The 14,169-nt window shown below is 46.7% G+C and carries 10 protein-coding genes; 4 read left to right on the top strand and 6 right to left on the bottom strand.

Annotated features, from left to right (window positions below):
• Positions 1–137: 137 nt before the first annotated feature.
• A complete protein-coding gene (locus RHEIN_RS11835; protein ID WP_008899209.1) occupies positions 138–1,178 on the top strand; it encodes a LacI family DNA-binding transcriptional regulator in 1,041 nt (346 codons plus the stop codon).
• 21 nt (positions 1,179–1,199) lie between these two features.
• Positions 1,200–2,129, top strand: coding sequence for a 23S rRNA (adenine(1618)-N(6))-methyltransferase RlmF (gene rlmF, locus RHEIN_RS11840; protein ID WP_008899210.1), 930 nt, complete (start codon positions 1,200–1,202; stop codon positions 2,127–2,129).
• Positions 2,130–2,212: 83 nt separating this feature from the next.
• On the opposite strand, the gene RHEIN_RS11845 is transcribed toward rlmF, so the two are convergent.
• From RHEIN_RS11845 to RHEIN_RS11860, 4 genes are all read right to left on the bottom strand, one after another.
• The gene (locus RHEIN_RS11845) at positions 2,213–3,673 is read right to left on the bottom strand and encodes an MFS transporter (protein ID WP_008899211.1); all 1,461 of its coding nucleotides are present in this window, start codon (positions 3,671–3,673) and stop codon (positions 2,213–2,215) included.
• Between the two features lie 350 nt (positions 3,674–4,023).
• Positions 4,024–6,093 carry a M13 family metallopeptidase gene (locus tag RHEIN_RS11850; protein ID WP_008899212.1) on the bottom strand — a complete coding sequence of 690 codons (2,070 nt, stop codon included), beginning with the start codon at positions 6,091–6,093 and terminating at the stop codon, positions 4,024–4,026.
• A 158-nt stretch (positions 6,094–6,251) separates the two neighbouring features.
• Entirely contained in the window at positions 6,252–6,593 is a 342-nt protein-coding gene (locus RHEIN_RS11855) for a flagellar biosynthesis regulator FlaF (RefSeq protein ID WP_008899213.1), read from the bottom strand.
• 9 nt (positions 6,594–6,602) lie between these two features.
• Entirely contained in the window at positions 6,603–7,460 is an 858-nt protein-coding gene (locus RHEIN_RS11860) for a flagellin/flagellar hook associated protein (RefSeq protein ID WP_008899214.1), read from the bottom strand.
• Positions 7,461–7,619: 159 nt separating this feature from the next.
• On the opposite strand from RHEIN_RS11860, the gene RHEIN_RS11865 reads away from it, so the two are divergent.
• The gene (locus tag RHEIN_RS11865) at positions 7,620–8,003 is read left to right on the top strand and encodes a DCC1-like thiol-disulfide oxidoreductase family protein (RefSeq protein WP_008899215.1); all 384 of its coding nucleotides are present in this window, start codon (positions 7,620–7,622) and stop codon (positions 8,001–8,003) included.
• Here the strand turns inward: RHEIN_RS11865 and RHEIN_RS11870 are convergent.
• Positions 7,997–9,850, bottom strand: a complete 1,854-nt coding sequence (locus RHEIN_RS11870; RefSeq protein ID WP_008899216.1) for a glycoside hydrolase family 13 protein — start codon at positions 9,848–9,850, stop codon at positions 7,997–7,999. The genes RHEIN_RS11865 and RHEIN_RS11870 overlap by 7 nt on opposite strands.
• A 191-nt stretch (positions 9,851–10,041) precedes the next feature.
• Here RHEIN_RS11870 and RHEIN_RS11875 point away from each other — a divergent pair, with 191 nt between their 5' ends.
• A complete protein-coding gene (locus RHEIN_RS11875; RefSeq protein ID WP_008899217.1) occupies positions 10,042–11,550 on the top strand; it encodes a tryptophan halogenase family protein in 1,509 nt (502 codons plus the stop codon).
• Positions 11,551–11,638: 88 nt separating this feature from the next.
• Here RHEIN_RS11875 and RHEIN_RS11880 read toward each other — a convergent pair whose 3' ends face one another.
• On the bottom strand, positions 11,639–14,044 hold the full coding sequence (locus RHEIN_RS11880; RefSeq protein WP_008899218.1) for a glycoside hydrolase family 31 protein: 2,406 nt from the start codon (positions 14,042–14,044) through the stop codon (positions 11,639–11,641).
• Positions 14,045–14,169: the final 125 nt, after the last annotated feature.

The following is a 14,169-nucleotide window of genomic DNA, read 5'->3' on the forward strand; positions in this document are numbered from 1 at the left end:
CAGCAAGGCAACAACAGAAAGAGTCCCTTTGCACATAGTTGTCTTATGTGATGAGGGTGAGAAAGCGCAGCCAACGCAGCTGCAGCTTCAAGTGAGAAGGGTATATGAAGTCAACAAATCAGCCAGGAATAGCCCCGATGACACCGTTGAAAGGAAAAGCGACCTCCTTTGATATCGCCTATCTTGCCGGTGTATCCCAATCTACAGTTTCCCGTGCATTGCGTGACAGCCCAGCTGTAAATCAGGAAACCAAAGACAAAATTTTTGCCATCGCCAAGCAGTTAAATTACAAGGTGGATAAAAACGCCAGTAATTTACGAAAACAAACCACTGGTACCCTGGCGCTGTTGCTGTTTGAAGACCCTACTGTGGATGAATCACAAATTAATCCATTTTTTCTTGCTATGTTGGGCAGTATTACCCGCGCCTGCAGCCAGCGTGGCCATGATTTATTAGTCTCCTTTCAACAACTCAGTAATGACTGGCATGCCGACTACGAAGACAGTAAAAAAGCGGATGGCATCATTCTGCTGGGTTATGGCGATTACAAAGACTACGAAGAAAAACTCAATACCCTGTTAGCCCAGCAAACCCACTTTGTTTGCTGGGGCGCTGAAGTGCACGGCCATCCTGAATTCACTATCCGCAGTAATAACCTGCAAGGTGGTAAGTTGGCCGGACAGCACCTGTTGCAACAAGGCAGAAAACGTTTTGCATTTCTTGGTAATGCGTCGGACCACAGCCCTGAATTTTTGGCCCGGTATCAGGGCATGGTTCATGCTTTAGAACAGGCAGGTATATCAGAAAGCACTGTGGCACAACTGGACGCTATTTCAACAGAGCAGGCAGGTTTTGATGCTATCAACCAATTACTTGCTCAGGGCAAAAGCTTTGACGCCTTATTCTGCGCCAGTGATCTGATAGCTATAGGTGCTATTCGCGCTTTGCAGAAAAAAGGCCTGAAAGTACCGGAAGATGTTGCCGTTGTTGGCTTTGACGATATTCCGGTTGCTTCCTTTGCTTCTCCTGCTTTAACCACTATTCAGCAAAATACCTCGCTGGCTGGTGAGATGCTGGTGGTCAATTTATTAAAACTGATTAATCATCAGGCTGTAGAGCTGACAGAAATTCAGCCAAAAATCATCGTCCGTCAATCTTGTGGTGCTGCAGAGCGTTAAGCTGCAGCCCAGGTTCTTTTTATGACTCCCACTTCCAAAGGCCTTCATCCTCGTAACAAGCACCAGCAAGCTTATGATTTTGAAGTTTTATCCGCTGCAGTACCGGCTTTAACTGCCTTTGTGCGCGACAACGGCTATGGCACAGTTTCGATTGATTTTGCCAACCCTCAGGCTGTTAAAACCCTGAATCAGGCTTTGTTAAAACACTTTTATGCGATACCCCACTGGCAATTGCCCGAGCAGTTTTTATGCCCCGCAGTGCCGGGAAGAGTGGATTATCTGCATTATCTGGCCGATCTGTTAGCGCCTCTGAACAAAGGTAAAATTCCAACAGGTTCGAAGCTGCAACTGCTGGACACCGGCTGTGGTGCCAATCTGATTTACCCTTTGCTTGCTCAGGCTGAATATGGCTGGAAAGTTACAGCCTCAGAACTGGACCCGGAAGCACTGGCTGCAGCTGTGTTATTGATAGACCAAAACCAGCTGCACCATAAAATAGCGTTACGGCAGCAGCACAAAAGCGAACTGATATTTCAGGGTATTATTCAGCCTGATGATCTGTTTGATTTAACCTTATGCAATCCACCTTTTCACAGCTCCGCTGAGCAGGCTCAGGCGGGCAGTGAACGCAAAGCGAAAAACCTCGGTCAGAAAAATACCAGACTGAACTTTGCTGGCCGTAATCATGAACTCTGGTGTGAAGGCGGAGAAGCGGCTTTTATTCGCCGTATGATCAACGAAAGTCAAAGCTATGGACAACAAGTGTTGTGGTTTAGCAGTCTGGTTTCTAAACAGGAAAATCTGCCAATATTGCAGCGACAACTGACAACACTGGGTGCACAGCAGCAACTGATTGAAATGCAACAAGGCAATAAACAAAGCAGGCTATTGGTATGGTCTTTTATGCAGCCAACACAACGTCAGTTGTGGGCAGACTATCGCTGGCGTTAAAGCACAGCAGAGGAAGGCCCTGATCCAGCATAAAGCCGCGGATCAGGACGGACGCCATGACCTGCAGGCCATGGCGTTATGGATCACTGTTGTGCTTCCGTGGTTTCTTGTTCTTTGACTAACCACACAGACAAAGCCCCCAATATCATGGCAGCACCTGCCAGCATCACAATATACAGCGCTTCATTTTTAAAGACGGAGCCAAGGATCCAGCCCGCCAGTAAACCTGAAACAATCTGCGGCGCTGCTATAGTGAAGTTGAAAATTCCCATGTAAACGCCGGTTTTATTCGCTGGTAATGCACCTGCCAGAATGGCATAAGGCATCGCCAATATAGCGGCCCATGCTATACCTATGCCTATCATAGGGATCATTAAAGACAAAGCGCCTTGTGGAATAGTGACTTCAGTGATCAGCAAATCCACCTGAGTCAGGGTCGGATCGTTAAAGAGTACAAAACTCAGATAACCTACACCACCACAAGCTAACGCAAAGGAATACACCAGTTTACGGCCAAATACATTGGCCAGCTTTGCCATGACCATGGCAAAAAATACCGCAAACAAAGAATAACCGGCATACAGAATACCCACCCAATCGCCTGCGGCACCTTTGGCGGCGGCTATCTCTGCAGGTACACCACCCATTTGTTGAATATAAACAGGATCAAACCAGTGCACTGCAACACCCCAGTTGTTCTGCGCTACCGCAGCCGGAAAATAAGTCCACATGATAAACAAAGCAAACCAGGAGAAAAACTGCACCAGAGCCAGCTGTTTCATAATGCCAGGCATAGACAGCATAGTGGCCCAGAATGACTTCATCTTCTCAGCAAAGCTGGTTTTTTCGCGCTGTTGCTGCAGTTTTTCAAGGTCCAGCCCTTTGTACTGGCAATATTGTTCAGGGTTGTATTCGCGGGTTCTGAACGCAGTCCATAACACGCTGCCCAGCAATACAGTAGCACCAATGTAAAAGGACCAAATAACTGAATCAGCCACCTGACCTGTTTGTGAAGCATTATCCAGACCAATCACGTTGGTCAGAACAAAAGGTAAAATAGAGCCAAAAACTGCACCAATGTTAATCAACAAGGTTTGGACTGAGAACCCCAGATTACGCTGTTCGGCCGGAACCATATCAGAGACCAGTGACCGAAACGGCTGAAAGGTGACATTAAAAGCCGCGTCTTTAATCGCAAAAATCACCAAACCAAACAACATAGGCGGAATAAAGGCAACCACCATAGAAGAATTAGGTAACAACACCATAGCGCCAGCGGCAACTACTGCACCACCCAGCATAAAAGGAATACGACGTCCGAATCTGTTCCAGGTACGATCAGAAGCAGCACCTACTATAGGCTGCACCAACAACCCCATGATAGGAGCAGCTAACCAGAACAATGACAATGACGATAAATCAGCGCCAAGATCGGAAAGAATGCGGCTGACATTGCCATTTTGCAAAGCAAAACCAATTTGCACCCCAAGAAAACCAAAACTGAGGTTCCATATCTGCCAGAACGATAACTGCGGTTGTTTCATCTGTTGTCCTATTATTTTTATGTGAATGTCAGGTGAGCGCTCACCTGAAACCGGCTCCTCTGTCATCTAATCCGGCCTTCAGTTCACCTGCAATGGACAACGCTGACGACGCCTGTTAGAGCGTTGGAGAAGAGATCGATTAGAACAGCCTTTGCCAGAGCCAGCAACCAGCTGAATACGTATTCAGCTGCTGCACAGAGTATCAAAGACGATCTGAATCAGTATGGCTCAGCCTGAAGCAGATGCCCATTTTTTCCAGATGACGATAGCCTGGCAGGGAATGACGGCTTAACGCTTTTCCCAGCTGTAAAAAGGGACGCCAAAAGACGTCCCTGTAAAGCGTTCACTAGTTACCAGATTTTGACCCGTACCGCATCATCACGGTACATACCATCACCAGGTTTCACATCAAAGGTCTGATAAAATTCAGGCATATTCGACAGCACACCTAACACACGGTACATGCCAGGGGAATGAGGTCCTGTGATGACTTGCTGACGTAAGGACGCATCACGGAACTTGATCCGCCACACCTGAGACCAGCCCATAAAGAAACGCTGATCACCACTGAAACCATCAATCACAGGCGCTGCTTTGCCCTGTAACGAGGTTTGATAAGCTTTAAAGGCAACAGTTAAACCACCTAAGTCGGCAATGTTTTCACCTAAACCTAAAGCACCCTGCAGTTTTAAATCATCAATAGGATTAAAAGCACTGTACTGGTCAATCATCAACTGAGCACGTTTCTGGAACTGCTCTGCATCTGTAGGTTTCCACCAGTCCGTTAAGTTACCATTGCCGTCTGAACGACGACCCTGATCATCAAAACCGTGGGTAATTTCATGTCCTATCACACCACCAATGGCGCCGTAGTTCACCGCATCATCTGCATTCACATTAAAAAATGGCGGTTGCAAAATTGCAGCAGGGAAAACAATTTCATTCATCGTAGAGCTGTAATACGCATTGACAGTTTGAGGTGTCATGCCCCATTCAGTGCGATCCACAGGCTGTCCAAGTTTAGCCACCATACGGTCAAACTCACACTGGCTGCTGCGCTGTATATTGCCCACTAAGTCGCCGGCTTTTACTTCTAAACAGCTGTAATCACGCCATACATCAGGGTAACCAATTTTGGCATTAAACTTAGACAGCTTTTCCTGAGCCGCCTTTTTAGTTTCAGGGGTCATCCACTCCAGACCATCAATAGCCTCTTTAAAAGCGACTCTCATATTTTTGATCATCTGATCCATGCGCTCTTTGGCTTCAGGCTTAAAATGACGCTCGACATAAATTTTGCCCAGCATAAAACCTAAAGAGCCTTCAAGAGCAGCCACAGCTCGTTTTTCGCGTTCACGCTGAGCTTCTAAGCCAGACAGAGTTTTACCGTAAAATTCAAAACTGGCCTGATCAAAGCCGCTGGCCAATAACTCACTGTTGGCACGCACCAGATGGAATTTTAAGTAACTTTGCCAGTCAGCAACCGGGATTTCTTTTTGTAACTTAGCAAAAGCGGTCAGGTAAGTAGGTTGACGCACTACTACTTCTTTGACATCAGAGAGTTTAGCTGCACCTAATAAAGCAGCCCAGTCAAAACCAGGCGCTGTCTCAGCAAGCTGAGCCAGAGTTAATTTGTTGTACGTGGCATTACGATCACGGTTTTGCACCCGGCTCCATTGTGCTTCTGCCAGTTTGCTTTCTATCGCATAGACAGTGGCAGCCACTTTCGCCGGGTCATCCCAGCCAGCTAATTCAGCGACTTTGCTGATATAAGCCTGGTATTTCTGCTGAATTTCTTTCGATTTTTCATCAGTGTTCAGATAATAATCACGGTCTGGCATACCTAAACCTGACTGGTTCGCCAGGGTAATATACTGATCGGACGCTTTTTGATCCTGACTAATAAATAACACCACTGGAGTGCCGGTACGTGCGGCCTGTAATTCGCCCCAAAGTGTGGCTAAATCGGCATGAGAAGCCAGTGCTTCTATTTTGGTAAAGTCTGCTTTTAATGGCTCTAAACCTAAGGTATCCAGTGTTGCTGTATCCATATAAGAGCGGTAGAAGTCAGAAATTTTCTGAGTATCAGTGCCTTGTTCTGCCGTTTGGCCCGCCAGCTCCTGCACTATGGCCAGTACTTGTTTATCAGCGTTTTCACGCAATTCATCAAAACTGCCCCAACGGCCTTTGTCGGCTGGTATTTCAGTTTTTGCCAGCCAGTTGCCGTTTACATAACGGAAAAAGTCCTGAGCTGGCTTTACGCTGGTATCCATATTGGACAGCTCAATACCTGAAGTTAAAGTTTTTACTTCAGCCACTGCGGCTGCAGGGGTTTCAGTGGATTGAGTTGGGGTTTGGGCTTTATCACAGCCTGCCAGTGCCACAAGCACAGCGAGGGCCAGGGTAGATTTATTTAACATGGGCTTTCCTGAATTTGATTTTAGTTATCAGTTTTTACGCAAAACCAGTGTAGAGAAAAGGAGGGTATTGTCCAGTTTTAAGATTTTGGCTGCGACTAGTGGCAAATCAAACCAGATAAGTCTCTGGTCTGCCAAATAATGAGAGGCGGAATTGTAAGTCAGGCTTCTAAGCCCTCGGCAATTTGAATGCTCACCTGAACCAACCATGGCCTGTCTTGTTCAGCCACAGGTAAATCCAGTTCGCGAAGCACGGCCACCGCCAGTTGTTGCAGATTGCCCTGCAGCGCAGCAGGCAGATGATTATCCGGATCGCTGACTAAACCTGAAACCGTCAGCCACAGCACCCGAAGATCGGCCAAAGCTTTGATTTGTTCCAGTTCAGAACCCTGTTGTGCCAGTTCAAGCTGATAGAGTACACGACGAAACACCTGAGCCTCGAGGGCTTTGGTGTTTGACGCTAATAAGCGGGTATGACGATATAAATCCAGTGGTCTTCGCATCAGAAGGGCTTAATTAAATAAACTCAGCAAAGAGCGAGCACCTTGATCTTTGTTGCCTATACCCATGGCTTGTTGTTTTAATTGCTGACGGGTTTCTTCAGCCTGCTTTAACAAAGCAGCTCTGCTTTCTTCATCTGGTGCAGCCCGGGCTGAATTACGGCCCCCTGTACGTTCGGATTCCAGACTATTCGCTGCTTTACTGACAGCTGTTGCTGTCTCTAACTGAGCTTTCAGCTTTTTATCTTCTTTTGCCAAGCGTTCTGCGCTGTCGGCTGCTGCAGTCTCAGCCGTCGCCAGTACACTGGCTTTGCCATCTTTACCATTTAACAAGTCACGGGCTTCGGCTGCTGAGCCTATTTTTTCCGGCAGACCCAGACTTTTATCCAGGGTGCTGCTGCGCAGTTCAGATTGACTGCCATAACTATTGATCGTCACTTTGCTGCTGTCTTTATCGGTTAGCAAATTTACGCCCTTACCACCATCAGCGCCTTTATAGCTGGCACTTTCCAATGATTTTTCAATGCCTGTACGCAGTTCAGCATACTGTTTTTGTAACTTTTCACGATCAGGAGCAGCTAACGAATCATCCGCCAGTTGAGTGGCTACTTCCCGTACTTTCACCAGTGAATCTTTAATCTCTGTTGTGGCGGCCTGAGCACTTTCCACAGCACCTTTGCCCTTCGCCAGACTTTGCTGGACAGCAGAATAGTCTTTAGCCGAGTTACGACCAGGGCTAAACTCCAGTTCTGCTTTTTTGCTGGCAGACGCTGTAGTCTCTGTGTTGGCCACATTGGAACCCGCATTGGCTGTAGCAGGATTAACCACAGGGTTTGACGGAATAAAACCCGGGCTGATGTTGTTGATCATGACAAACTCCATCTGGACTGGCGACCAGAAATTAGACTACTTACTAGTTTAACCCTGTGACACAGTTTCGCCAGTTAAATCTGGCTATTTTATCGCCAGTTCACCATGCAGAAAGGCTTTTGCTTTAGACTAGCCACTGTTTCACTGAAAAGGATGGCTATGCAACAGCTACTGCTGATTTACGATGGAGACTGCCCTCTGTGCCGCAACTATGTGGCGGCGCAGCGGCTGCAAAAACAATTCGGCGAACTGACGCTGCTCAATGCCAGAGATTTGCCTGAACAAGCCCCGCTTTTACTGGCTGAATTGCACCATCTGGGTTTGATTGTGAATCAAAGCATGCTGTTGAGGCTGGACGGCCGCTGGTTAAAAGGAGCTGAAGTATTGCAGCTACTGGCTTCACTGAATGAAGCCAGTTGGCGCAACAGGCTTTGGTTATATTGGTTTCAATCTGCAGGCCGTGCCCGCTTTAGTTATCCACTGCTGCGGGCCGGACGCAATCTGTTATTAAAGCTGCTAAAAATACCGCCTTTGCCTTACTGAAGCTCCGGTTCCAGTTCCAGCATTAAACTGCCACGCGCAGGTAGTTGCAGACTTCCTTCGGTGGTGATGCTTTTGCCTGTCAGCACCTCAGTAAAGCCGGCATGGGCTGGTAATAGTTCAGCATAACGCTTTAGATCCACGGTTTTGGCATCGGCATTTTTATTAAAAAACACCCACAGTTGTTTGTTGTCCTTATAACGCACATAACTGTAAATACCATCGACCGGGCTAAAATGTTTCATCTTTCCTTGCTGTAACACAAGGCTGTTCTTACGGTAATTCGCCAGGGTTTTGATCAGTTGCTGTGCCTGTAGCTGCTCCTGGCTTAAACCCTTGCCGGTAAAGGCATTCACTGCGTCTCCTGCCCAACCACCGGGAAAATCACTACGTACTAAACCATCGTCACGCTGTTTAGGGCTTTGCGCCAGAATTTCAGTGCCATAATACAGCTGCGGAATACGAGGGGCAGTCAGCAGATAAATCATCGCCATCTGATACAAATCACTGTCCTCATTGAATAACGAAAATATCCGTGCTGTATCGTGATTCCCCTCAAACAACACCAGGTTGGTTGGATCCGGGTAAATCACATCGTTGCCTAAAGCTTCATAAAGTTTGATCCAGCCTTTATCCCATGACTCTTCTTCAGTCAGCGCAGCCAGCAAAGCGTAATACAGCGGAAAATCCATCATACTGGGTGTAAACGACTGATAACCATCAGAGTTCTGTTTGCCTTTTTGCCAATAGGACACCACAACAGGGTTAGCGCTCCACTCTTCACCGACAATATTAAAATTCGGGTATTCGCTCATCAGGCGTTTAGACCACTGAGTCAGAAAATCTTTATCCGCATAAGAGTAAGTGTCTTCACGAATGCCGGACAAACCAGCATATTCCACCCACCACACAGAGTTCTGGATCAAATAAGTCGCCAACAATGGATGACGCTGATTTAAATCCGGCATAGTGTCGACAAACCAGCCATCGACAAAAGCTTTGGCGTCAACCTCTGCGGCATAAGGGTCCTGCACTGTAGTGCGGGCGTGATTGGTTGGATGGAAACTGGCGTTGTAATTCAGCCAGCTTTTTTCCGGTAAATCTTTCAGCCACCAGTGGTTGGATCCTATGTGATTTACCACTATGTCCTGGATCACACCTATGCCCTGTGTATTGGCCTCAAGTACAAAGTTTTTGTAACTTTCATTGCTGCCAAAACGTGGGTCTATTTTGTAGAGATCCGTAGCTGCATAACCGTGATAGGAATAAGCCGGACTATTGTTTTCCGTCAGCGGCTGAGGCCAGATCTGCGTCACACCCAGTTGCTGTAAATACGGCAAAGCCTGCTGCATACCGGCAATATCACCACCATGCCGGCCGCCCGGATTCGCTCTGTCTACCCCTTCGCTCATGCCTTTCACTTCATCGTTGGTTGGGTCGCCGTTGACAAAACGATCCGGTGTGATGAGGTAAATTAAATCTTTTTGACTAAAACCCTGGCGCTGAGCCGAACCCTGCTGCCGCGCCAATAAGCTGTAGTGATACCGCGCTACTGTCTTACCCTTTTGGCTAAAGCTCAGCTCAAAACTGCCAGGTTTTACATCAGCACTCAGTTCCAAATCGACAAAAAGATAATTTGGGTTTTGTACCTTCTGTACACCCAAAAGCTTCACGCCCGGATAACTCAGCGCCACCTGAGTGTGCTGAATATCTTTGCCATGCACCATCAGTTGCAACTTCGGCTCTTTCATTCCAGCCCACCAAAAGGCAGGCTCCAGATGTTCGATGGGACTGGCTTGGGCCATGCAGCCTGTCAGCATAACTGCAAGCATTAAAACTATTTCTTTCATCAGACTTCCCCTTGCCAGTATCCAGAGCATCACTGTTTTTAATCTTTAGTGATCCGACAGTACAGTGAATCACAGAAGGCACCAAGCTGGTGCATACGTATTCTTTTACAGCAGTTGCTATGCTTTAGTATCTTGTCAAAACACAGGGTAAGGCTAGTCTTTAACAAGCTGGTTATAACAAGAGATAAATAATGTTGAATACAAAAAAAGTTCTGATCCTTGGCGGTGGCACCGCAGGTTGGATGGCCGCGAATTTGATGATAAAAAAATGGGCTGGCCAGAACATCTCTGTCAGTTTACTGGAATCAGAAGAGATCGGAATTATTGGTGTTGGCGAAGGTTCGACCCCTTCATTGAAAGACTTTTTCGCTTATGTCGATATACCAGAACAAGAATGGATGCCTGCCTGTAATGCGACTTACAAAAACGGCATAACGTTCAAAAACTGGTCATCTAAACCGGGCTTTTCCAGCTACTGCCATCCTTTTCCGTCACAACTTGATGACTATACGGCAGATGCATTTATCTACAACGCCTTTGTACGTCGTAAGGGAATTGACGTAGAAGCTCACCCGGATCAGTTTTTATTTGCATCCCATCTTTGTCAGCAAGGATTGGCTCCTCAGGCCGCTTTTCATTTCCCTTTTAATGTCAGTTATGGTTATCACTTTGACTCAGTACTGCTCGGGAAGTTTTTAAAAAATAAAGCGAAAGAACGAGGTGTCACCCATATAGAAGGTACTGTAGCTGCTGTTGAGCAACATCCTAACGGCGATATATCCCGTCTGGTGACCAAAGATGGTCGGGCCATAGAAGCCGATCTTTTTGTCGATTGCTCTGGTTTCCAAGCCGTTCTTATCCAGCAATGTCTGAAAGAACCTTTTATCAGTTTCGGTAATAACCTGTTTAATGATAGCGCTGTGGTCATGCCTACTGCGGCAACAGCGCAGGTGAATTCACAAACTATAGCGACGGCCTTAAAAGCAGGTTGGGCATGGGACATTCCGCTGACTAACAGAACAGGTAACGGTTACGTCTTCAGCTCAGCCTTTTGCAGTAACGATCAGGCTGAAACAGAGCTCAGAACAAAACTGGGTTTACTGGATAGCGCTGAACCTGTGCGTTTTCTGAAAATGAAAGTGGGCCGCTTGCAACAGCACTGGGCTAAAAACTGTCTGGCTGTGGGTTTGTCTCAGGGTTTTATCGAACCCCTGGAAGCCACAGCCTTGCATTTAGTGCAGGAAACCCTGTTGGCTTTTATTGAGGCTTACAGTGCCGCGGGCTTTACCGACAAAAATCGGGATAAATTTAATCAGATCATTAATCACAGATTTGAATCTGTGCGTGACTATATTGTCTGCCACTACAAAGTAAACTCAAGAACGGACACGGACTACTGGCGGGCGAACAGCAACAATAACGATATTTCGGAGTCGTTAAGACAGGTATTACAGTGTTGGGTGGGAGGAGCAGATCTGAGGCAGGAAATTGATCGACAACAGATAGGTCGATATTTCCCTTCTATATCCTGGCATTGTCTGCTGGCTGGTTATGGCCTCTTCCCTGAACAATCGCAGCTAAAACCAGGTAATGCCGAAGCTCTGAAATACAACCTAACAAGTATCAGAGATTTTGTCGAACGTTGTGCCCTGAATTACCAACCACATCAGAACATTCTGCAGAAACTTCATCAGGTCTGATGAAAAAAGCTAGCGCCAGGCATACAGACAGAATCTGAAAAAGCCAGTCTGATGAAGACTGGCTTTTCTTTTTAACACGGCATCACATCTAGTTCAGTTGAATTCTGGCTTGGGCTGTATTCCAGTCCAAGGTTACCTTTACTACTTTGCGTTCTGCATCATAATAGGCGGTTTGAGTTGCGTCAGCAGCAGTTTCACCCAGTGCTACATTACGGCCATTAACAGTCACTGCGTTGGGTTTGTCACTTTGATGCACGACCAAAGTGACATAACGTTGTTTTGGCATACCCAGATAACCCAAACCTGTGCGATTTAATTCAAAAGCCAAACTTTGACCTTTTGCTTCTGCATTGAAGGTCAGCAGTTCATACTGGCCTTTGCTCAATGAATCCGGTGATTTTCCATCATCTTCATACATTTGGCCTTTGGCCTGACGGATGGATTGATCGTGGTAATAATGCAGCTCTAACTGACGGCTGCTGTAGTCTTTTAAACTTTGAACAGCAGGCACCATAGGCACAAAAGAGCCGGCACGGACCAGCACAGGCAAGGTAGTTAAGTCGGTCGGTTGTTCAATAGTTTTTCCGCCCTGATAAACCTTGCCTGTCCAATAATCCAGCCAGACACCAGCAGGTAACTGCACTGGTACCGACTTCACGCCAGCAGCAGTCACTGGAGTAACTAAAAAGGCATCACCCCATAAGTAACTGTCTTTATTTGCAATTAAACTGGTGTCTGCTTCGTTTTCAAAAAACAGCGGCCGCATTAATGGCATACCAGTGCTGCTGTTTTGATACGCCAAAGTGTAGTTGTAAGGCGTTAAGCGGTAACGTAACTTGATGTATTCCCGCAAAATGTCTTTGGTTTCTTTGTCGTGCAACACAGGCTCTGGGGCTATTTGCTCCTGGGCGTGAGGGCGATACACAGGCTGGAACACACCGTACTGCAACCAGCGGATATACATTTCTTTATCAAAAACTTCGCCACCGGCAAAACCACCTAAATCGGAATGGGTATAAGCCAGGCCTAACAAACCCATTTGCAGCGCCAGTTCCACCTGAGGTTTTAAACCATCCCAGCTGCGGCTGACATCTCCTGTCCAGGGGATCATGCCAAAACGTTGTGAGCCAGCAAAACCCGAACGCATCATAATCATAGGGCGCTGTTCTGGTTGCTTTTCTAAGCGGTTCTGATACACCAGTTCAGCCCAACGATGACCATACACATTATGAATTTCGTCCGCAGAGCCTATGCTGTGAATTGCATCAGAAGGATGCACTTCAGGCTCGCCTAAATCGCCCCACCAGCCCGCTACGCCATACTCAGCCAACTCGTTATAAATTCCTTCAAACCAGCTTGTGCCCTCTTTTGAAAACACATCCACTAAGCCTGTGTTACCAAAATAAAAATCGAAGGTTTTGGCTTTTCCCGCTAAATCAGTGGCTAAAGCTTTGGCCTGGACGGCTTCATCCCATCGTTTCGAGGTACTCAAAACAAAAGGTTCAGTGATCAGTACTGTGTTCACTCCTTTAGCTTTAAAGTCGCTGATCATGCTTTTAGGGTTAGGGAAGGCCTTTTTATCCCAGGCTAAGTTGCCCATATGGCCTTGAATATCTGGCCCAAACCAGTATAAATCCAACACTACCGCATCCAATGGAAAGTCTTCAGCGGCAAATTTATCCACTATGGCGCGGGTTTCGGCCTCGGTACGATAGCCAAAACGTGAAGCAAAATTCCCCAAAGCCCAACGCGGTGGCAGTGGTTGCTTGCCCGTTACTGTCACGTACTCTTCAATCAGTTTTGGATAAGTGGGCGCTGCCATCACAATATAAGCAGTACGGCCTGCCACAGCTTCAAATTGCAGCACATTTTTTTCAGTTTTGCCTAAATCAACAAAACCACTGGCGCTGTTATCAAACAGCAACAGATACTTTTCGCTCGACATCACAGCGGGTAAACCAAAATACATTTGCTGTGCTTCAGTGGTGTAGCCGTAGCTGGCTTTATTGTACAAAGGCAAACGCTGACCACGTCTGTCCATGCCCACCACCCGCTGGCCTGTACCTAATAGTTTTTCATCATCCTGTAGCTTAAAGCGGAAGCCTCTCATCGTTTCATGAGCAAAAAAGCCCTTTTCTTCCGCCAGAATAAGTTTTCCATCACGATAATAGCTGACTGAAAATGGTGATTTATGCAGCTTTGCGCTCAAGGTTTCGGTTTTAAATTCAATGCTATCCGCAGAGTCAACCACTTTAGCTTTCACCTGAGTTGCAGGGTCAACAAGAGCAAAAGATGGCTGTTGTTTGATGCCCTCCTGTTGATAAAAAGCCTCAATAGCATCAGGTGTTAAAAAGCGAAACAGCACCAGCCCTTCATCAGTTTTGACTTCCAGCCCTTGCTCTGTCACCTGGTGAGACTGATAGTCTGCAGACCACAACACCGAAGAGCATAACGATAACAGCAGCAGACCAATTTTCGTGATTGGATTTCTCATGGTTGACCTATTTGATAACGTACAGATTTCAGCTTTTATACTGGATTTTCACCCACAAAAACCAATAAAAAAGCTGCCTGACTACAGATTTTCATCTTCATCATGGCAGCTTTGTGTTCAAACCA

Origin of the sequence: Rheinheimera sp. A13L, from assembly GCF_000217935.1 — a bacterium.
Classification (GTDB): domain Bacteria; phylum Pseudomonadota; class Gammaproteobacteria; order Enterobacterales; family Alteromonadaceae; genus Pararheinheimera.

Excerpts from the sequence above, each read along its gene's own strand:
- RHEIN_RS11845 (WP_008899211.1), bottom strand. The coding sequence starts at position 3,673 with ATGAAACAACCGCAGTTATCGTTCTGGCAGATATGGAACCTCAGTTTT.
- RHEIN_RS11850 (WP_008899212.1), bottom strand. The coding sequence starts at position 6,093 with ATGTTAAATAAATCTACCCTGGCCCTCGCTGTGCTTGTGGCACTGGCA.
- RHEIN_RS11855 (WP_008899213.1), bottom strand. The coding sequence starts at position 6,593 with ATGCGAAGACCACTGGATTTATATCGTCATACCCGCTTATTAGCGTCA.
- RHEIN_RS11865 (WP_008899215.1), top strand. The coding sequence starts at position 7,620 with ATGCAACAGCTACTGCTGATTTACGATGGAGACTGCCCTCTGTGCCGC.
- RHEIN_RS11835 (WP_008899209.1), top strand. The coding sequence starts at position 138 with ATGACACCGTTGAAAGGAAAAGCGACCTCCTTTGATATCGCCTATCTT.
- RHEIN_RS11870 (WP_008899216.1), bottom strand. The coding sequence starts at position 9,850 with ATGAAAGAAATAGTTTTAATGCTTGCAGTTATGCTGACAGGCTGCATG.
- RHEIN_RS11875 (WP_008899217.1), top strand. The coding sequence starts at position 10,042 with ATGTTGAATACAAAAAAAGTTCTGATCCTTGGCGGTGGCACCGCAGGT.
- RHEIN_RS11880 (WP_008899218.1), bottom strand. The coding sequence starts at position 14,044 with ATGAGAAATCCAATCACGAAAATTGGTCTGCTGCTGTTATCGTTATGC.
- rlmF (WP_008899210.1), top strand. The coding sequence starts at position 1,200 with ATGACTCCCACTTCCAAAGGCCTTCATCCTCGTAACAAGCACCAGCAA.
- RHEIN_RS11860 (WP_008899214.1), bottom strand. The coding sequence starts at position 7,460 with ATGATCAACAACATCAGCCCGGGTTTTATTCCGTCAAACCCTGTGGTT.